This is a genomic window from Pseudomonas sp. AL10, assembly GCF_029960685.1.
Lineage (GTDB): Bacteria > Pseudomonadota > Gammaproteobacteria > Pseudomonadales > Pseudomonadaceae > Aquipseudomonas > Aquipseudomonas lactis.
Genome location: NZ_JASBQZ010000002.1, coordinates 21145 through 39796, shown reverse-complemented (window position 1 = coordinate 39796; position 18652 = coordinate 21145). Strand labels below are relative to the sequence as shown.

At 60.6% G+C, this 18652-nt stretch carries 16 protein-coding genes; 4 read left to right on the top strand and 12 right to left on the bottom strand.

The window, feature by feature from the left end:
- Window positions 1–10: 10 nt before the first annotated feature.
- From pgaA to QK296_RS02690, 12 genes are all read right to left on the bottom strand, one after another.
- Window positions 11–2491: a poly-beta-1,6 N-acetyl-D-glucosamine export porin PgaA gene (gene pgaA / locus QK296_RS02745; RefSeq protein WP_282390558.1), complete on the bottom strand. Its 2481-nt coding sequence runs from the start codon at window positions 2489–2491 to the stop codon at window positions 11–13.
- A 336-nt stretch (window positions 2492–2827) separates the two neighbouring features.
- The gene (locus tag QK296_RS02740) at window positions 2828–4324 is read right to left on the bottom strand and encodes a YdgA family protein (protein ID WP_003187474.1); all 1497 of its coding nucleotides are present in this window, start codon (window positions 4322–4324) and stop codon (window positions 2828–2830) included.
- A gap of 252 nt (window positions 4325–4576) precedes the next feature.
- Window positions 4577–5209 (bottom strand): hypothetical protein, encoded by a 633-nt coding sequence (locus QK296_RS02735; RefSeq protein WP_019819550.1) that lies wholly within the window; start codon window positions 5207–5209, stop codon window positions 4577–4579.
- Between the two features lie 81 nt (window positions 5210–5290).
- Window positions 5291–6733 carry an efflux transporter outer membrane subunit gene (locus QK296_RS02730; RefSeq protein ID WP_003187472.1) on the bottom strand — a complete coding sequence of 481 codons (1443 nt, stop codon included), beginning with the start codon at window positions 6731–6733 and terminating at the stop codon, window positions 5291–5293.
- Window positions 6730–7620 carry an efflux RND transporter periplasmic adaptor subunit gene (locus tag QK296_RS02725; protein WP_003187470.1) on the bottom strand — a complete coding sequence of 297 codons (891 nt, stop codon included), beginning with the start codon at window positions 7618–7620 and terminating at the stop codon, window positions 6730–6732. The genes QK296_RS02730 and QK296_RS02725 overlap by 4 nt, the downstream gene beginning before the upstream one ends.
- Window positions 7617–7826 (bottom strand): DUF1656 domain-containing protein, encoded by a 210-nt coding sequence (locus tag QK296_RS02720; RefSeq protein WP_003187469.1) that lies wholly within the window; start codon window positions 7824–7826, stop codon window positions 7617–7619. The genes QK296_RS02725 and QK296_RS02720 overlap by 4 nt, the downstream gene beginning before the upstream one ends.
- Window positions 7823–9901, bottom strand: a complete 2079-nt coding sequence (locus tag QK296_RS02715; RefSeq protein WP_034134574.1) for an FUSC family protein — start codon at window positions 9899–9901, stop codon at window positions 7823–7825. The genes QK296_RS02720 and QK296_RS02715 overlap by 4 nt, the downstream gene beginning before the upstream one ends.
- Window positions 9898–10317 (bottom strand): MarR family transcriptional regulator, encoded by a 420-nt coding sequence (locus QK296_RS02710; RefSeq protein WP_161905193.1) that lies wholly within the window; start codon window positions 10315–10317, stop codon window positions 9898–9900. Before QK296_RS02710 ends, QK296_RS02715 begins: the two co-directional genes overlap by 4 nt.
- 295 nt (window positions 10318–10612) lie before the next feature.
- Window positions 10613–11029 (bottom strand): hypothetical protein, encoded by a 417-nt coding sequence (locus tag QK296_RS02705; protein ID WP_282390557.1) that lies wholly within the window; start codon window positions 11027–11029, stop codon window positions 10613–10615.
- A complete protein-coding gene (locus QK296_RS02700) occupies window positions 11026–11700 on the bottom strand; it encodes a hypothetical protein (protein WP_057709496.1) in 675 nt (224 codons plus the stop codon). The genes QK296_RS02705 and QK296_RS02700 overlap by 4 nt, the downstream gene beginning before the upstream one ends.
- A gap of 199 nt (window positions 11701–11899) precedes the next feature.
- Window positions 11900–12154 (bottom strand): DUF2789 domain-containing protein, encoded by a 255-nt coding sequence (locus QK296_RS02695; RefSeq protein ID WP_057709495.1) that lies wholly within the window; start codon window positions 12152–12154, stop codon window positions 11900–11902.
- Between the two features lie 32 nt (window positions 12155–12186).
- Window positions 12187–13767, bottom strand: a complete 1581-nt coding sequence (locus QK296_RS02690) for a glycosyltransferase family 39 protein (protein ID WP_057709494.1) — start codon at window positions 13765–13767, stop codon at window positions 12187–12189.
- 193 nt (window positions 13768–13960) lie between these two features.
- Between QK296_RS02690 and QK296_RS02685 the strand changes: the two genes are divergently transcribed.
- From QK296_RS02685 to QK296_RS02670, 4 genes are all read left to right on the top strand, one after another.
- Window positions 13961–16123: a hypothetical protein gene (locus QK296_RS02685; RefSeq protein WP_003187459.1), complete on the top strand. Its 2163-nt coding sequence runs from the start codon at window positions 13961–13963 to the stop codon at window positions 16121–16123.
- The gene (locus tag QK296_RS02680; protein WP_003187458.1) at window positions 16120–16824 is read left to right on the top strand and encodes a DUF3142 domain-containing protein; all 705 of its coding nucleotides are present in this window, start codon (window positions 16120–16122) and stop codon (window positions 16822–16824) included. Before QK296_RS02685 ends, QK296_RS02680 begins: the two co-directional genes overlap by 4 nt.
- A gap of 208 nt (window positions 16825–17032) precedes the next feature.
- Window positions 17033–17392, top strand: a complete 360-nt coding sequence (locus QK296_RS02675) for a helix-turn-helix transcriptional regulator (protein ID WP_003187457.1) — start codon at window positions 17033–17035, stop codon at window positions 17390–17392.
- On the top strand, window positions 17334–18590 hold the full coding sequence (locus tag QK296_RS02670; protein WP_236202818.1) for a type II toxin-antitoxin system HipA family toxin: 1257 nt from the start codon (window positions 17334–17336) through the stop codon (window positions 18588–18590). The genes QK296_RS02675 and QK296_RS02670 overlap by 59 nt, the downstream gene beginning before the upstream one ends.
- Window positions 18591–18652 lie beyond the last annotated feature (62 nt).

Below are 18652 nucleotides of genomic sequence, written 5' to 3'. Positions count from 1 at the left end.
TCAGGCTCTTTTAGAAACGGTAAGTGAGGTCGACGAGCAGGCGCAGATCGCGTTCGCGATCACCGTCATAAGGTCGGCTGATCAGGCTGAGGTTGGCGCCCATTTCCAGTACGTCGTTCCAGCGATAGCGTTGGCCGTAGCCAATCAGGCCGATACCGCCGGTGGAATAGTCACGCTGGCTGTAGGTACCCGCGCCGATTTGGAACTGCTGACTCCACTGGGTTTCGTAGCGGTGATAGAGCACGTGATTGACGTTGATCATGGGCAACACCGTGAAGTCCGACTTCGGGTTGAAGTACACGGTGTCTTCCTTGCTGTTGCGGCTGGCACCCACTTCCAGGCCCAGGTCCACTTGCACATGGGGCGAGCTGTAGAGGCCCTCGCGGCCGGTGAGCAAGGCTTCGAAGCGGTCGTTGCCATCGCTAAAATGGGACGGGCTGAGGGTCAGCTTCCACTCGCGGCTTTCGTTGGCGCGCCAGCGGATAAAACCGCTGCCGCCGTTGGCTGTGACGCCGTCATTCAAGGCCCGCAACGGCGTGGTGTTGAGCAAATAGCCGAGGCTGCCGCCGTATTGCCAGTGGTCGTTGATGTCGCGGGCAATCGACACGCTGGCGCCTTGCTTGGAGCCGTCGCCATAGGAGTGGTTGGACACTTCGGCTTCGATAGTCATGTCGCGGGTGCGACGCTCCACGCCCACGCGCTGCCAGCGATGTTGGCCAGTGCCTTCCTGGAAGTCGGCGGTGGCATAGCCGGCGCCGGCGAACAGGCGCCAGTCTTCGTCGATGGGCGGCGTGTAGATCACGCTTTCGATGCCCCAGTCTCGGCTGCCGGAGACGGCGCCGGCGTCGTTGTTATTGCCGCCACCGTAGCTTTTGCCGGTGTAGGCCTCGACACGCAGCTCGGCCATGTCGTGCACATCGCGCAGGCGGCTCAGGCGCTGCACCTGACGGTTGTCCGGGTTGCGGGCGAGCACGTCGTCGGTGAGCGTGTCCATCTGCCGCCACTCTTGCAAGTCCATGGCGGTATAGGCTTGGGAGACTTCCAGGCCGATGTCGCGGGGGGCCTGGGTTTCGGTTTCCTTGAGCGTGCCTTCGGCGCGGCGCGGCCAGTCGCGGGCCCGGTACATGTCGGCCTGCGCCAGGCGCAGGCCCACGTTGCCCGGTGCTTTGGCCACCAGGGCTTCCAGGCTGGCTTCGCTGCCGGGCAGGTCACCACCATAGGTACCGGCCTGGGCGGATAATTGTTGGGCGTCCATCCAGTTGTCATTGGGGTTGCCAATGGGCAAGCCCTTGAGTTCAACGCGGGGGTTTTGCTCCTTGGCCAGGTTGTTGGCGACCTGGCGAGCCTCGTCGACCTTGTCGCTTTCCAACAAGGCGTAGAACAGCGCCGTGCTGTCATCGACCCGATAGCTGGCGTCGGTGTCGGGGGCGGTGAGTACCTGGCGATACAACGGCTCGGCCTTTTCCGGCTGGCGCTGTTCCAGGTAAGAGCCGGCGACCCAACGCAAGGCGTAGGTGGGCAGTTGCACCCCTTCGCTGGTGAGGGTTTGGTAATCGCGGATCACCTCGGCATGCCGTGCTCGCGCCTTGAGCGCGCCCAGACAGTCGATGCGCCAGCGGATGACATCGTCCTTGGCTGTGGCGTCGGGGGCCCAGCGGCTGATCAGTTTGTCGTAGTCCTGCAGGGCACGGTCAGCGATGACGTAGCGTTCCTTTTCGCTGCGCGTGGCGAACTCGGCCATACGCACACGCTCGGCGGCAAGGTCGCCTTCGAGGCGGCGCTGGGTGACGGCGTCCACCAGCCCCGGGCGCTTGGCTGAGAGGCGCAGTGCCGGCTCCGGCAGCCGCGCCTTTTGCAGGGCGACGATGTATTCACGGGCCACTTCGGGCTTGTCACCGGCGCGGATAAAGGCTTGGTCAAATTCGAACAGCGCGTCGTAGTTCAAACCGGCACGTGTCAGCGCATAGCCCAGGGCCATGCGGCGGTTGGGGTCATTGGGTTGGGCCGCCACCAGCGTACGCAGGCGTTGCACCGCTTCGTTGGCTTTACCGCCATCGGCCTGGGTGAGGGCCTGGCCCAGTTGCAGGTCGATGTTATTGGGTTCACGCAGCAACGCCTGGCGATAGACCGCTTCGGCCTGAGCCCATTGCTTTTGATTGCGATAAGTGCGCGCCACGGTGGCGAGTGCCTGGGTGGTGAGGTTGCGATGCTTGCCCTGCGCTTCGTACACCTTGAGCACTTCGGCGTCTTGCCCGGCCCAGCCGGCAATCACCAGGTGGTCACTGACCTGGCCTGGGGTCTGGCGTTCGGCGGAGAGTTGGCGCAGTTGGGTCAGCGCCGGCGTGAAGTGGCCGTTGCGGGCCTGGATGATCAGGGCGTCGTAGGCTGGGTCGGCAAACGCAAGGCCTGGAACCAGCAATTGGCTGCACAGGGCGGCCCCGATAAGCAGACGCAACCGGCCTGAGGCACTGTAGGGGTGGTTTCGCAGCATATCGTGAGCTTCCTTACACACGGAAAGCCCTAACGATAGATGGTCCTGAGCGAAACGCATCAGGGTGTCGGCGTCTCGGGACCCGACCTAGCTTTCCTGTAGGAACTATCTCTTAGCGAAGTAGGGGGAAGCACAATTTCGAACAATTGTTCAGAATTGTACGATTAATATTTTTTGCCCCTCACAAAAAACAAACGTGGGAGCCGGATTCGGGTGGGAGCCGGGCTTGCCCGCGATGCAGGCACCTCGGTTATTCAGCCAGACCGAGGCGATGCTATCGCAGGCAAGCCAGCTCCCACACAAGCCCGCTCCCACATTTTTTACTGCATTTCAGGTTTATTGGGCGCCGCTGACCGCACCGGCTTTGGACATCACAAAGCTGAGGAACTGCTCAACGGTCATCTTCTGGCCGTTGAAGGTCACTTCGTTATTGGCGTAGTGCAGCTTGGAGACCACATCGGTACCCACCAGGGTCGCCAGTTGAGTGCCGACCGCCATGCTGCTGACCATCTCGGCCGCCATCTGCGATTGCTGCTCGATGGCTTGCGGGTCGGTCACGCCGCCCACCTGGGCTTGCAGGGCCGCCACGTCGCTGATCATCGGCTTGGACAGGGTGAGGTTGGCATCCAGCAGCGAGACCATTTGCTTGCCCAGCTCAACCGGTGGCAGTTCCATGGACGTTGGCTTGGTCAGGTCCACCACCAGGTTGAACTTGCTTTCGCCACGGGTGGTTTTGAGCGACAGGTTTTCCACGGCCAGTTGCGGCTTGGCGGCCAGCACCTGGTTGACGTTGGCTTCGGCCAGGGCTTGCTCGGCTTCGGTCATTTGCAGCTCCGGCACCGGTTGACCGGCAGCGGCGGCGGCTTGCACCGGTTGCATCTTGTCCTGGTAGAGCTTGGTCAGCACCAGCATCGCCGGGATGTCGACGTTCTTCATGCTCACGGCCATGGCGGCCGAACCGACTGCTTTGCCCTGGTAGCCGATCTCGTCGATCTTGTAGTCGACGCGGCCAGCCAGGTTGTTGTCCTTGGTCTCGCTGGAGTCTTTCTGCTCGAAACCTTTGAGGGTCAACACGGCTTTCTGCGGGCCGAAGGTGACCTTGGTGTCGGTCAGCTCCACGGTGTTCTGGCCGGTGTAGAAACCGAAGGTGGTTTTTTCCAGGTTGCTGGCCACGGTCAGGCCGGCCAGTTCCGCTTCGAACGGTGCGCCTTCGGCGTCCACTGCGGCAACTTTGAGGCTGTTCATGAAGCCTTCGGCCTTGACCTTCTGGCCTTCGGCGCTGCTGTCGAAGTTGAGGTTGGCGCCGGAGAAGCTCACCGACGAGGTGGCATCCTTGAATTCCAGAGGCAGCAATTCGATGTTGCCGCTGACCGAACGGCTATAGCCGATATTCGCCACGCCTTTGAGCGGCGACACGTCTTTGCTGGCGGCGAACCATTTTTCGGTGGTGGGGTTCTTTTCCAGTTCGTAGTGACTGGTGGCCATGACCGGCAACCACTTGAGGGTCACCAGGCGCGAGAACGGCAGCGGGCCGTGTTCGATATGGTCGACGAACAGCAATTCAGGGTTCGGGTTGTCTTCGCCGAACACGCTGCCTTGGCCCTTGAGGCGATAGTGCGCGGTGCTGCTGAACACGCCACGGTCCAGGGACACCAGCTCCAGGGTCACGCTGCCATCGACGCCGGCCATGGAGGTCTGCAGTTCTTTATTGGCGCTCTGGATAGCGGTTTGCAGGACCGGCTCCAGTTGTTTACCGGTGTACCAGGCACCGCCCGCACTGACGGCGCCGACGGCGACAACAAAACCCAAGAAAACAACGGCTGGCTTATTCATGAAGTGACCTGATCAAATCCTGTGAGAAGTGGGCTGTCTTCCTTGAACCCTGTAGGGGTTCCTGTAGGAGCGAGCTTGCTCGCGAAGACCGCAGGGGCACCGCGTTCATTCAGGATGCACGCGTTATCGTCAGCGTCTTTCGCGAGCAAGCTCGCTCCTACAGTCGTGGCCCGAGAGGCCAAAGGCTGGGGAAGATTAGCACTGGCGGGCGTAAACGGCCCAGCCTTTCAGAGGGATCAGTTCAGCAGGAGTTCAGGAGTACTCTTGTTCGACTTCATCCAGTTGGTGATCAAAACTCTTCAAGCGCGCGGTCCAGGTGTACACCAGCACCTCGAACTCGCGGTGTATCACGGCATTGCCGGGGGTGTCGGCCTTGGGGTCGCAAAAGTCCAGCTGGTAGCGCTCGCGGGCCATTTGCGTGGCCACGTCGGACAATTCCCGCGCGTTATCCAGCCAGTGCCTACCGTCAGCAACCTGCCGATCCAGCAGCACGCATTGTTTTTTCAGGACTTCGAGGCTTTTTTCCAGCGGCGTGCCGGTGAGGTCGCCCATGACTTCCTGGAACGTGCGCCCCGGCTGCCAGTAACTGCCCCAGAAATAGCGGTCGAACACGGTTTCGACGCGGCGCAGGGCGACCTTGGTGTCCCAGATCGCCACGCGGGTCTTGCCCTGTTCGAGGAGTTTTTTCTTCACCCGCTGGTTTTGATACGACGCCCAGGCCACCACGCCGATGGATAAGGTGCCGATCACCAGGCAGGCGCTGTCGAGGAACACCATGGCCTTGTCGAGTTGATGGGCGAGCATGACGCCGTAAAAATACGCGGCCGATAACAAAACCAGTGCGAAGAGCACGCACCAGAAAGCGGGAGCATAAGGGTTTTTCATTCTTGGAATCCCCATGAGCAAACGCGAGCTTTGTCGGGTGAAGCGTCACGACGCCTCACCTGACAAAGCATAGCAATCACCTCACGGTTTGCCGGGTTTTACCCCTTGCGTTCGTCCGCTTTCCCAACCGCCGCCCAGGGCCAGGAACAGATCGATCTGGCTCATGGCAACCTGGGTGTTGGCCGCCGCCAGTTGCGCACGCATATCGGTGTAGGTGCGCGTGGCTTGCAGGTCGGCCAGGAAGGATTCGCGGCCGGCCTGGAAGAAGCGATGGGTCTGGCCGGCGGCTTCTCGCGCCGACTGTTCGGCGTCGGCCAGGGCGTCGCGGCGTTGCAAAACGGCGGTGTATTGGGCCAGGCCGGTCTGGGTTTCGCGGATGGCGTTGAGCACCACGCCGTCGAAGTGGGCCAAGGCGCCCTGGGTCGCGGCTTCAGCTTCATGCACGCGGGCGCGGGCGCCGTTGGTCGGTACAGTCCAGCTGATCATTGGGCCAAAGCCCCAGCGGTTGGTAGCAGGCGTGCCGAGGTTTTCCAGCAAGCCGACGGTGCCGACCGTGGCGCCGATGCTGATATCCGGGTACAACGCGCCGGTCGCCACGCCGATGCGTGCCGTGGCGGCGGCCAATTGGCGTTCGGCCTGGCGCACATCAGGGCGGCGCTTGAGCAGCGTGGCGCCGTCGCCTACTGGCAGCAATTGAGCGATATGCGGCAGCTCAGCGCAGGTGCCCGTGCCGGCTGGCAGTTGGTCGACCGGTTTGGCCAGCAACATCGACAGCCGGAACAGCGCCGCCTGACGCGAGGCTTCATAGCGCGGTATGTCGGCGCGCAAGGATTTGTATTGGGTTTGCGAGCGAGTCACCTGAGTCTCATCGCCCCGCCCGGCATCGCGCAGGCGCTGGGTCAGTTTGGTGCTCTGGGCTTGCAGGTCGAGGGACTCGTTGGCAATCGCCAGTTCTTCGTTGGCCGCGCACACCTGGGTATAGGAGCGCACCACATCGGCCACCAGGGTGATGCGGGCGATATCCGCCGCGGCCTGGGTCGCGTCGGCGCTGGCCTGGGCGCTTTCGATGCCACGCTGCAAGGTGCCGAACAGGTCGAATTGATAAGACGTGGTAATCCCGACGCTACCGATATTGCCGACCGGGACTTTGTCCGGCAGCAAGAAGGCCTCGCCAGACTCCTGCAAGCGCTGGGCCTCGGCCTTGACGCCGGCACTCCAGCCGCCAGCGGATTCAGCCTGCTGCACCTGGTAACGCGAGCGCTGCAGGTTGGCGGCGGCCACGCGCAGGTCGGTGTTGGAGGCCATGGCCTGGCGCACCAGTTCGTCCAGGCGCGGGTCTTTGTACAGCTTCCACCAATCGGCCGGCACCGGTGCCGAGACGACGTTGCTGCCCTCGCCCATGATCGGCCCTTGCAGGTCGCCACGGTTGACGGCGGCCTGTTCCGGCAGTTTGTAATCGGGCCCCACCACTTGGCAGGCCGACAGCAACAACCCCAGGGAAGCGGTCGCCAGAAGCCGCTTCATGGTTTGTCCCCGTCTTTGACCTTGTCGTCGATGATCGACACCGTCGCGGTGCGCCCGGCGATCATGCGAAAGTCCGCCGGCACGTCATCAAAGGCGATACGCACCGGGATCCGCTGGGCCAGGCGCACCCAACTGAACGCCGGGTTGACGTTGGGCAACAGGTTGGAGCCGCTGCTGCGGTCGCGGTCTTCGATACCGGCGACGATGCTTTGCACGTGGCCATGCAGGCGCGCATTGTCGCCGATCACACGGATGTCCACGCCCATGCCGACATGGATGCCGTCGAGCTTGGTCTCTTCGAAGTAACCGTCGATGTGGAAGGAATTGCTGTCCACCACCGACAGCACCGGGCGCCCGGCGGTGACGAATTCCTGGGTACGCGGTGCGCGGTCGTTGACGTAGCCGTCCACGGGGCTGCGGATCACCGAGCGGTCGAGGTTGAGTTGGGCGGAGTCCACTGTCACCTGGGCTTCGGCCAGGGCCGACTGGGCGCGGGCGACGCGGGACTGGCTCTCTTCCAGTTGCTCGCTGGGCACCAGGTTGCCCAGGCCACGGTTACGCTTGTATTCGCGCTGGGCCTGGGCCAGGGTTTCCTGGCGGTCGGCCACGGCGGCCTGGGCTTGGCGCAGGGCCAGCTTGAAGCGGTCCTGGTCAACGGCGAAGAGCACCTGGCCCTTGCTCACCAACTGGTTGTCGCGCACGTCCACGCGCTGGATCAGCCCGGACACGTCCGGAGCAATCTGCACGATGTCGGCACGGATGTGGCCGTCACGGGTCCAGGGCGCAAACATGTAGTACATGACCATGCGCCACACAACGACGACCGCGAAACTCACGACCAACAACGTCAGGACAACACGGCCGATAGTCAAAAAAGGTTTTTTCATGTCATCAGATATCGACTGAGTGAGTCCACCGCGCCCAGCAACAGCGCGTAGAGCCCCACATTGAACAATGCCCGGTGCCAGACCAGGCGATAGAAGTGCATGCGCGTCAACAGCCCGTGCACCACCAGAAACAACACATAAGTAATGCCCATCAGCACCAGCAGCGTGGGCAGGAACACCCCGCTGATATCCAGGTCACCGATCATAAAGGCGCTCCATCGGGTAGCGGCGCTTCCATTTCCGTGCCGCCAATGAATTCCACACCGGGCAACAACGCCAGGCGCAGGCCGGCCAAGGCGTGCAGCAGGTGCAGGCGGGTCTCGTCTTCGTTTTGCAGGCCCTGGCCGTTGAGGGCGCGACGCGTGCGGTCCAGGGTCATCAGCAGACCGCTGGGCGCGGGCAAGCGTTCACCCGCCTTCAGGCACGCCTTGAAGTAACCGCCCACGCCTTCCACCACCTGGTTGAGCAACACCCGTGGCACACCGAGGATGCGTGGCGAGTAGGCCAACAAGTCGAGCAGGTTCAGCGCCACGCGCAGGTCGCGCAGGGCGATGCCGGTGTCCTGGCCGGTGAGGGCCAGGCGCGGCAGGTGCTGCATCAGGCGGTCGAGCATTTGTGCGGCCATGTGCCGGTGCTCGGCCAGGGTGGCAGGCTCGGTGAGGCTGACGATGTCGCGCCAGCTGAAACGGGTGAGGCGCTTGGCCGCCAGTTCAGCGCCGAAGGGTCGGGCGATCAAGGTCCACACGAACGCGAACAGCAGGCCCACCGGCCCCGCCAGGTTGACGTTGGCGAAGTTGAGAAAGTCGGCGTCATAGGCGCCCTGGATGCTGATGAAGGACGACGTATTGACCAGCGTCAGCAACATGCCCAGGTAGAAACGTGGCTGCACCGTAAGCGTGCCGATGCAGATAAACGGCACGGCGAAGGCCAGCACCAGCATGGGGAAGTCATGCAGGTTGGGCAGCACCAGAAACAGGTACAGGCTGGCGAACAGCACCGACATGGCGGTCCAGAAAAAGAACCGATAGATCTGCGGCGCCGGGTCGTCCATCGAGGCGAAAAAGCTGCAGGCGACGGCGGCAAGGATCACGGCGCTGCCGCCGTCGGTCCAGCCCAGCAGAATCCACAATACCGAAGCGACAATGATTGCGGTGACGGTGGAAAACGCCGAGTAGAACATCAGCCCACGGTCGAGGAATGGCGTGAGCCGGCCCAGGCGCCAGTGGCGGTAGACAGCGCGCCAGGTGTCCTGGCTTTCGCACTGAATGGCGGCTTGCAGGCTGCGGCAGTCTTGCCACAGGTCGACCCATTCGCCCAGGCGGTATAGGGCGTTGGAGAACAGCAAGGTGTGACGGTCATCCAGCGCTTCGCCTTGGGGTTGCGCGGCGTCGATCTTGTCACGCAGCACGCGCCAGCGATCCAGGGGCGCTTGTTCGGTGGTGCTTTGCAGCCAGGCATTGGCCTCTTCCAACAGCGGCGTGAGCTGATCGAGAAACTCCGGCGCACGGTGCTCAATGGCGTACACCGCATCATCCAACGCGTCGATCACCGGCAGCAGGTGAATCATGCGCCCGCGCAGTTCCTTGGTGTTGCGCACCGTCTGCGGGCGCGCGCCTTCGTGGGGCAGTTGGCCGATCATCAATTCGAGGGTGTTGAAGGTGGCGACCATGCCGCCGCGCAGGTTGCTGACTTCTTCGGGGTCGACCTTGCGGCTGAGAAAGCGCTGGCTGTAGACCTGCGCGTCGCTGAACCACTTGGCCACCGAGCCATCGAACACCGGCATCAGGCGCCGGGGCCAGAACATCGCGCCCACCACCGCCGCGACCGCGATGCCGAGGAAAATTTCTTCGGTACGCGCCTCCGCCACATCCCAGACCGCCAAGGGGTTATCCACCACCGGCAGAGCAATCAGCGGCAAGGTGTAGCCGGCCAGCATCAGGGCGTAGTTATTCGCGGTGCGCAGGTGCATGGACAGAAACAGCAAAGTGCCGGTCCACAACGCAATCACCACCACCAGAATGTAGGGTGACTGCACGAACATCGGCACAAACAGCACCGCCGCCGCCGCGCCCATCAAGGTGCCGATGGCGCGGTACAGGGCTTTGGAACTGGTAGGGCCGACAAACGGGCTGGAGACGATATACACCGTGGCCATCGCCCAGTACGGACGCGGCATTTGCATAAGCATGGCGATGTACAGCGCGATCATCGACGCTGCGAAGGTACGCACCCCGTAGAACCAGTCGCGGGCAGGCGGGAAGCCGGTAAAAAATCCGTTCAAGGCGACACAGCCTCGGCCGCTTCGAAGGCGCGCAATACACGCAGTGCGGCTTGCAGATCGTCGGCGGCGATATCCGCCAACACGTCCTTGCGCAGGCGCACCAGTTGCGCTTCCACCGCTTGCACCAACTCACGGCCACGCTCGGTAAGGCTCAGGGCCTTGGCGCGGCGGTCGTGGATGTCTTCGGTGCGGCAGACGTAGCCGTCACCGCACAGCCGGTCGAGCAGGCGCACCAGTGATGGGCTTTCCATACCGGACGCCTGGGCTACTTTGACCTGATGCACACCGTCGCCCAAGCGACCGATCATCAACAACGGCACGGCGCAGGCTTCGGAGATGCCATAGCTCACCAGCGTGGTCTGGCAGATTTTGCGCCAATTACGGGCGCCCACCACCATGCTGCTGCTGAGGCTCATCTGGAGTTGTTCGAGGGATTGAGGCACTGGATAGTTCGCATACAGTTAGTTTGCTAACTATCAATATGGTGGAGGAAGGCTTCGCCGTCAAGTTTTGAAACAATTTCGCAGATGAGTGGTGGGATGTGGCTTGAGTAAAGCGGATTTGAGGGTGGGCACCAGCAAATCGCGATATTCGCCATACGACAAACAAAATGTGAGAGCTGACTTGGCTGCGAAAGCGGTGGTTCAGTTGAATATTCAGTGACTGACACGCCGCCTTCGCGGGCAAGCCCGCTCCCACATTAGGCCAGCGTCAGCATTTTTTGCTCCATCGCCAAACGCTCCAGACTTTTAAAATCTCCGACGCACCGATCAATCCAGCCATTGCCAGCACGTTGTATTGCGGCAAAACTCGAGCGCCAATCAACAGAAGCGAAACGGAGGGGATAACGAGCGCAAGTCGTAAGGGGGTTTGAAAAAAGACAAGCCACACGATTGATTTTTTCTGAAGAAAAAACATGGCGCAGGATGCAAAAATTGAGGCCTGTAAAACCAACGCGCCCACAAACATAACTATTTGCACATCACCGTGCGCTCGCAAAATATTTGAAGCGCTTATCACATCACTTAGATACGGAATTCTATTGTTTAAAAAACTATTGGACGCATACCAAATGAGATAAATCGCATCCATCGCTCCCCAAAACAGCCAAATTCTGCGACGGCTCATTTTGCCCCCTCCTTTTTTTCATACGCCTCATCTGGTGTGACTGGCTGCCAGTGCCATGATTTCCCGCCAATCTGCCACTTGTCCTCGCCCTCCAGAAACCTGTGCGGAGTATGCCGAAGCTCGCCATATCGACGTACGGCAGAGTCGGCGATGCGGTGCTCTTCGAAATCATTCAGTGGTACCCATTGCTGGATAAGTGTTCTGGTCGTGTTTGCTAAATCTTTGCCGTCAGAACCAAATACTCGACCTTGGTCACCCATAGACCCTAAACGATTGGCAGCTATAATCGCGGTGTTCTTCACTGCGTCATAGTCAATGCTGAAAAAAGCCCATTTTCCCGGCCCTACCTCCTCCTCGCTTTCAAACCGGCCAGAAGAGAACCCACTTGGAATACATCGCTGTGCATGCAAGTGATTCAAAGCCCCCGTCCGTTCTGAAACAAGCAACCACTCTCCGCTTTTAATCTTGTCAAGTATCGTTTTTCGCACCTTCCAATTTACACACGAATTTAAACCTACATCACACTCTTTAATAAGCTCAGACAGCCCAAGCAAACCAGAAGTAAACGGAAGATGAAATTCAACAATTGACGTCGCAGAAAATGGACTTATGAGTTCAATAGTCGAAGGATCAAAACTCTGTAGTTTTCCGCGCGGAATTAGCTTTTGCATGTCGCACCCGCTCATCAATAGGAGATATCCCTTTGATAAGGAAAACCGTCTGCGGCGGCTATAGTCCATTTCCCCATGAAAAATAGGACGTTTCCCATATTTTTTCGTATCCGGGCTTTTTCAGAAAAAAATAATTTGCGCGGTCAAAACCAAATTTTTTTCAACCCTTACCAGATTTTTTCAAGTTAGAGCCTGGCAGCTATTTTTTTTGCACCCCTCGCCCACCCCGCAAGATCAGATTCAACTCATCCACCACCACCGCCCAATCCGCATCCTCCAGAATCTCTTCACGCAAAAATGCCTTCTGGGCGTCGCTCCAAAAAAACGCCTCCGCCAGTTTCAAATCCGGCTTGAGCGGCGAATGAGAGGCGACAAATTGCTCAATACTGACCGGGTCATCCGGCAAGCCAAGCTGTTTGAACAAAGCCGGCAAGCTGTGCAGTGGCGATTCCATGAAAGGCTCCTCATCAGTAGGTTGAAGTGAGTCTAGCGGCAGCCTTCAGGTTGCGGCGCCGGTGCGTTGCATAGCACGAACAACCGGGCCCTGGCGCCACCGCCGTCCTGGCGACTGAGTTCGCGCCAGCCGTTGGGCAGTGGCGCGAATTCATCCGGGGCTTCGTTGCTGCTGATCAACCATACCCGTCGCGTTTGAGCAGGCAGTGCTGAGAGGCGGTCCAGATAGATGCGGCCACCGTCCTGGTCCACCAGTGTGCCGAAACCATAGGCGTTCGGGCGAGTGGCAGTGCCGTCGGGCTTGGGCGGCGTGTAGAGCTGCAGTTGGGCGTCGGTCTGGTCGTAATACACGTAGCTGAGGTACCACATCATGTCACTCAGGACGATGCGGTCGCCTTCCTGATAGTTGCGATTGACGAACTCCACCGGCACGTTGAACTGGTCGTGCTCATCCACTTCGAAGTTGTTCTTTAGCCCCAACAGTTCTACGCCAACAAACAGTGCGAACAACGCCACGCCCAGCCAGGACAAACGGGGCGGCAAACGGTCGATGGCAAGCGCCAGGACTATCGGCAGGCCCAACGCATACACCGTGAGGTAGCGCTCGATAAACACCGGCGAGATAAAAGACACGCCATAGACCAGCAGCAGCGGCAGCAGGCAAAACAGGGCAGGCAGGCGCGCCGCGGGGTTGCGCCAGGCCGCCAGTACAACCACCACGGCCAGCAGCAGGGGGAACAGCCAGAACAGCGGCGGCCACAGGCCGAGACCGTCATCCTGCAACAGAAACTGCCAGACCATCGACGGCAGGGACAGCAGGTTGACCGGCTCTTCCCAACCAATGTCGCCGCCGACTTTGAGCTGTTCGACGTGCTGCACCAAATCCAGCAGGTTGGGCAGCCAGGGCAGATACAACAACACTATCGCCACGTTGGCGGCCCACCAGGCAGGCCGCGTGATCAAGCGCTGACCTGGCGCCTGCAACCCCAGGTACGCCCAATGCACCAGCACGCACAGCGCGGTGAAGTAGTGGGTATAGAACCCGGCGCTCATTAACAGCACATATACAGCCAAATAACGCGCGCGCTCGGGCTGCCTCACCCAGTACACCAGTGCCAGCGTGGCGCCCAGTAGCCACACGCCCAGCAGCGAATACATGCGCACTTCCTGGCTGTAGCGCACCGCCGTGGGCAGTAGAGCCAGCAGGATCCCCGCCAGCACAGCCGCGCGGCGGGTGGACAGTTGCCGTGTCAGCCAGATGCCCAGGCCCACTACGGCCACACCGGGGATCGCACTCAGGCTGCGAATCGAGCCGATGCTATCGCCGAACACCTCGATCCAACCGCGCAGCAGCAAGAAATACAGCGGCGGGTGCACATCATGGGCTGCGTGAAACCACAGGTCGGCCAGGGCGTATTCGCTGAGCAACAGGCTTGAGCCTTCGTCGCCCCAGATCGCCGCCGAGGTGAGGTGGTAAAACCGCAGGGCCATGGCGAGCGCCAGGATCGGTACCCACCACAGGCGGCTGAGCCAGCCGGCACCTTCCCAGGTCAAGCGATGGAAGGCAGGCAATGCCCCGACTTTTTCGTGTTGCTCTACCACAGACCGACGCATATCGACTCCGCTACTACTGCCCTCTTACAGGACAAACACTGCGCATGCGCAAACACCGCCACTCTAGGCCAAAAGCCCTGGCCTCGTCGCTGGAATCGGACAAATCAGCAATTTGTGTAGGCCTTCACCGAAGCACTCGTCGGATCAGGCTATTATTGCCCCTTCTCCAAGGACTCAGGATCAAGGAAACGTTATGCGTATCGGTTTGCTGTCACCTCTGGCCCTGGCCCTGCTGGCCGGTTTTTCCCTACCGGCCCAGGCCAGTTCTGACGACTCGTGCTACCCCGACTGGCGGGTATCGCGTGACGGCTACGAGCCGTGCAGCAACCAACCGTTTCTCAGCCCTGGTAACGACAGCCGGGTGAACCTGCGCCTGTTGCTGGCCGACAAAAAAGCCGCGCCCCTGGCCCCCAATGCCTTGGGCGAAGACGACTTGGCCCAAGGCTTCGGCCCGGTGCCGTTTCCGGTGTATCGCCTGGTGCCGGTTGCGGCCACGGCTGAGGAGCCAGATAACAAGGCTGACGATTCACGCACAGCCGAACTCGACACGCTGCTCCAGCCCCTGGGTATCAAGCGCGAGGAGTACAAGACCGCAGGCCAGGCCTTCCTGAATGGCGAAGGCAGCCGTTGCCGCAGCAATGACGATGACAGCGCCACGGCGTTTATCAGCCAGGTGATCAAGGCCCAGATGCCACCCGCCGAGCGCGATGTGTTGGTCAAAGCACGCCTGCAATTACTGACCACCTGTGACTGGAGCCGCCAGGTGGTGGACGCACAGCTGACCCCCTCGGCCAACGCCCAGTTGTTTCGTACCTATTTGCAGGCCGCCGGCGATTTCTACAGCGGGCGCTTCGATTACGCCGAGCGCGGGTTCGCCGCCGCCGCCACCAGCGATGTGCCATGGCTGAAGGAAACAGCGCTGTACATGACTGCGCGTACGTCGCTGAATCAGGCCCAGGCCGAAGCCTTCGACGAATACGGCATGCCGCAGCGCGAGCATGTGGATAAGTCGGCCTTGAGCGATGCCGAAGAAGGTTTTCTCAGTTACCTGAAACATTATCCACAGGGCGATTACGTTGCGTCCGCCCGTGGCCTGTTGCGCCGTGTGCACTGGCTGGCGAACGACGACGCCAAGCTTGCCGAAGACTTCACCTGGCAATTTACCGAGGCCACCGACGCCCAGCGCAATGTGAGCGTGGACGAACTGGTGGAAGAGGCCGACCTCAAGTTACTGATGGTCGGCAACAAAGCCGCGAACAGCCCCATGCTGCAAGTGGTCAGCGACCTGATGGCGATGCGCGCACACACTCCGCCGCTGTTGAGCCGTGAAGACCTGGATAAGCAAAAGAGCACCTTCGCCACTGAGCCGGCGCTGTTTGACTTCCTGCAAGCGAGCTATGCCCTGTACGTCGAACACCAACCCGACGCGGCCTTGAAGCACCTGCCGGCGGATGTGCCGTCGAGCCTGGATTACTTCGCCTTCAGCCAACAGACCCTGCGCGCCCTGGCCCTGGAAGCCAAGCAGGACTGGAGGGCCGCCGAAGCCCTGTGGCTGCAACTGCTGCCGCTGGCCAAGCAGCCGCTGCAACGCGACCAGCTGGAACTGGCCCTGGCCATGAATTACGAGCGCAGCGGCCAATTGGCCAAGGTGTTCGCCGCCGACTCGCCGATCAGCGCCAAGCAAGTGCGCTACATCCTGCTGCGCAACGTCGCCGGCCCCGATCTGCTGCGTCAGCAGATCGCCAACGCCAGCGACCCGATCGAGCGCCAGAGTGCGCAATTCGTGCTGCTCTACAAAGACCTGCTGCGCGGCCAGTACGCCACCTTCGCCGATGACCTCAAGCAGGCCTCGCTCTCTGACGACAAGCTCGGCACCAGCCTGGGCTACACCTATACCAGCGGCCAGACCTTGAAGCTGTTCCAATGGAACGGCGACAAGGCCGAATCCGGCTACGCCTGCCCAAGCATCGCGCAAACCGCGACGACCTTGCAGAACGAGGCCAAAAACCCGCACGCCTTGAACTGCTTCGGCGAGTTCATCCTGCGCAACGGCCTGGACGGCATGCCCCTGGAACAACCCCGCGCCGCCGGCAGCCTGGGCAGCACCGCCTCGGACTTCAAGGGTGAAACCTTCTCGCGCCTGGACGGCTACAAACAGGTGATCGCCAACGCCAAGGCGCCGAAAACCGACAAGGCCTACGCGTTGTTCCGCGCCATCAACTGCTACGCGCCGGCCGGCTACAACAGCTGCGGCGGCGAAGATGTCGCGCCAGCGGTGCGCAAAGCCTGGTTCCGCCAACTCAAAACCGGTTTTGCCGATACCCAGTGGGGCAAATCGCTGCAGTACTACTGGTGAAGCCGCTGTGGCTAGGCTTGCTGTTGCTGGCAAGCCCGGCTTTTGGCGCCGTTAACGCCGGGGACTATGACGCCTTCTGGCTGTGGAGCGGTGTCACGCCGCAGCCAGTGATCAAGCAGGCAAAAACCCTGTACATCCTGCAAGGCCAGATCAACTCCACCCGCCGCGCGCCCCAGCGCGGCGTACAACTCATCGCCCAGGGCATGAGCGTGCCGCGCATTACTCAAGGCCACGTCTGGGTGGTGTACCGCGCCCACACCCTGCGCTGGCCGGAACGGGTCTACACCCAGGTGCTGGGCCAGGTGCAACGCTGGCGAGACGCCGGCAACCCAGTGATCGGTATCCAGATCGATTTCGATGCCCGCACCCAATACCTGCACGAATACGCCGACTTCCTGCGCGACCTGCGCCAACGCCTGCCCGCCGACCTGCGCCTGAGCATCACCGGCCTGATGGACTGGAGCAGCAACGCCGACCCGGCCGCCATCGCCCAGCTCAAGGGCGTGGTGGATGAAGTGGTGGTACAGACGTATCAGGGGCGTCACAGCATCCCGGATTACGCGGCGTATTTGCCGCGGATGAATCGGCTGGGGGTGCCGTTCAAGATTGGCTTGATTCAGGGCGGGGAATGGCAAGAGCCGGGATATTTGCAGGGCAATGAGTGGTTTCGGGGGTATGTGGTGTTTTTGCAGAATCTTTGAAGTTTGGTAACACCTGTAGGAGCGAGCTTGCTCGCGAAAAACGTCAACGATAACGCGTGTTTCCTGATTGAACGCGGCGCCTGTGAGTTTTTCGCGAGCAAGCTCGCTCCTACAAAAAGCCATTAGGGCATCGAGCCGATTTTTTGCAGGTGGCCTTAGAGGCTTGGATGATATAAGTTACCTCTACTGCTTTAAAGGGTGATATATCATGCAAGAAACAGCCAAGCCCTACCCCCACAAAGGGTACATCTCAGAGAGAAGCGATGAACTGATGAGAGGTATCGGCAACGGTATCGAAATAGCCCGCATTCGTCGTCGGTTGAAAATTTCCACCATATGCAGCCGCGCGGGCATTACACGGCAGACGTATCAGCGGCTGAGACAGGGCGAGCCCGGCGTCTCCCTCGGCGTGCTGATGAATGTGCTGAGCGCGATGGACTTGGAAGAAGGTATGGCGAGCATTGCGTCACCAGAACTTGACCAGGTTGGCATTACCATGAGCCTCGCCCGTGAGCCTGAGCGAATTCGCACTGAAGGAGAACCCGATGTCCTGGAAGCCGATTGGTAATGCCTTTGTTTTTTCAGCTCACTTAGTCGGTGACCCGGTCCCTGTTGGCGAGGTGGCCATGCATGGGAATGGATTCGTTTTTCGCTACGCCAACAGTTGGCTCGCGCGGCCCGACGCATTTGCGATTGACCCGCTGAGTTTGCCACTGACCCCTAACCAGTATTCCTCAACGCGCATGTTTGGAGTGCTCGACGACGCAACGCCCGACAATTGGGGCCGGCGTGTTCTGCTGGCGACCCACAAACAGCATCCACAAAACGAAGTTGAATGGCTACTTGCCTCGCGGGGAGCAGGAGTGGGTTGCCTGCTGTTCAGTGCGTCACGAAGTCAGCTGCCACCCCTGCACCACCCCCCGCAATTTGAAGACCTTGAGAAAATCATGGTGGGCCTTGATCGAGTCGAGAAGGGTGACGTCGACCTGCCTGCGGAAATCGCACGGTTATTCGAGTTTGGGAGTTCCATGGGCGGCGCCAGGCCGAAGGTCACCGTGACCCATGAAGGCAAGGAATGGATTGCTAAACTCGGCCGTAGCGACGATGTGTTCGATCAGCCACGGGCGGAATTCGCCAGCCTTCAAATGGCGGATGCAGCAGGCCTACCCGCAGCCGGGCACAAGTTGGTAGAGGTCGCCGGCAAACCGGTGTTGATGGTCGAGCGTTTTGACCGACATGAAGGCGCTGGCCGCGAGCACTATGTCAGCTGCAACTCTTTGGTAAGCACAGAGAAGCCAAGAATGCGGGTTGATGCGGCTGACGGTGCCGTTTCCTATTCCAGGATCGCCGACGTGTTGAAGAAGGTCTGCGACGATGCCACCTTTGACATGCGCGAGCTTTACAAGCGTATGGCCTTCAACGTGCTCATCGGCAATAGCGACGACCACCTGAAACAAACCGGGCTGCTGCTGACCAGCGCCTCGGGTTATTCCCTTGCGCCAGTATTTGACGTGTTGCCCCACCCTACCCAACTAGGCTTGCAGGCGCTCATCATCGGCAATGAAGGCCGGGTATCGTCTGTCAGTAATTTGCTGAGTACGCCTGAACGCTTTGGGTTGGGGGCGGATGAAGCAAGGTCCATCGTCACGGATATATATGCCGTCGTGCGAGAAGCCTCCGGCTTTTTCGAAGCGGCAGGCTGTAGCGGTGCCGAGGTGCGCATGCTTTCCAATGTGTGTACACGATTTGCAGCGGACCTGGTGTAGGGCGGCAACAGAGCGCACCCTTGAAGGGTGCGCGCCGCAGCCAATATCACCTAAACGCTAAG

What these genes read in the sequence shown, in the direction of transcription:
- pgaA (WP_282390558.1), bottom strand. Translation starts at nt 2,491, where the DNA reads ATGCTGCGAAACCACCCCTACAGTGCCTCAGGCCGGTTGCGTCTGCTT.
- QK296_RS02740 (WP_003187474.1), bottom strand. Translation starts at nt 4,324, where the DNA reads ATGAATAAGCCAGCCGTTGTTTTCTTGGGTTTTGTTGTCGCCGTCGGC.
- QK296_RS02735 (WP_019819550.1), bottom strand. Translation starts at nt 5,209, where the DNA reads ATGAAAAACCCTTATGCTCCCGCTTTCTGGTGCGTGCTCTTCGCACTG.
- QK296_RS02730 (WP_003187472.1), bottom strand. Translation starts at nt 6,733, where the DNA reads ATGAAGCGGCTTCTGGCGACCGCTTCCCTGGGGTTGTTGCTGTCGGCC.
- QK296_RS02725 (WP_003187470.1), bottom strand. Translation starts at nt 7,620, where the DNA reads ATGAAAAAACCTTTTTTGACTATCGGCCGTGTTGTCCTGACGTTGTTG.
- QK296_RS02720 (WP_003187469.1), bottom strand. Translation starts at nt 7,826, where the DNA reads ATGATCGGTGACCTGGATATCAGCGGGGTGTTCCTGCCCACGCTGCTG.
- QK296_RS02710 (WP_161905193.1), bottom strand. Translation starts at nt 10,317, where the DNA reads ATGAGCCTCAGCAGCAGCATGGTGGTGGGCGCCCGTAATTGGCGCAAA.
- QK296_RS02705 (WP_282390557.1), bottom strand. Translation starts at nt 11,029, where the DNA reads ATGAGCCGTCGCAGAATTTGGCTGTTTTGGGGAGCGATGGATGCGATT.
- QK296_RS02700 (WP_057709496.1), bottom strand. Translation starts at nt 11,700, where the DNA reads ATGCAAAAGCTAATTCCGCGCGGAAAACTACAGAGTTTTGATCCTTCG.
- QK296_RS02695 (WP_057709495.1), bottom strand. Translation starts at nt 12,154, where the DNA reads ATGGAATCGCCACTGCACAGCTTGCCGGCTTTGTTCAAACAGCTTGGC.
- QK296_RS02690 (WP_057709494.1), bottom strand. Translation starts at nt 13,767, where the DNA reads ATGCGTCGGTCTGTGGTAGAGCAACACGAAAAAGTCGGGGCATTGCCT.
- QK296_RS02685 (WP_003187459.1), top strand. Translation starts at nt 13,961, where the DNA reads ATGCGTATCGGTTTGCTGTCACCTCTGGCCCTGGCCCTGCTGGCCGGT.
- QK296_RS02675 (WP_003187457.1), top strand. Translation starts at nt 17,033, where the DNA reads ATGCAAGAAACAGCCAAGCCCTACCCCCACAAAGGGTACATCTCAGAG.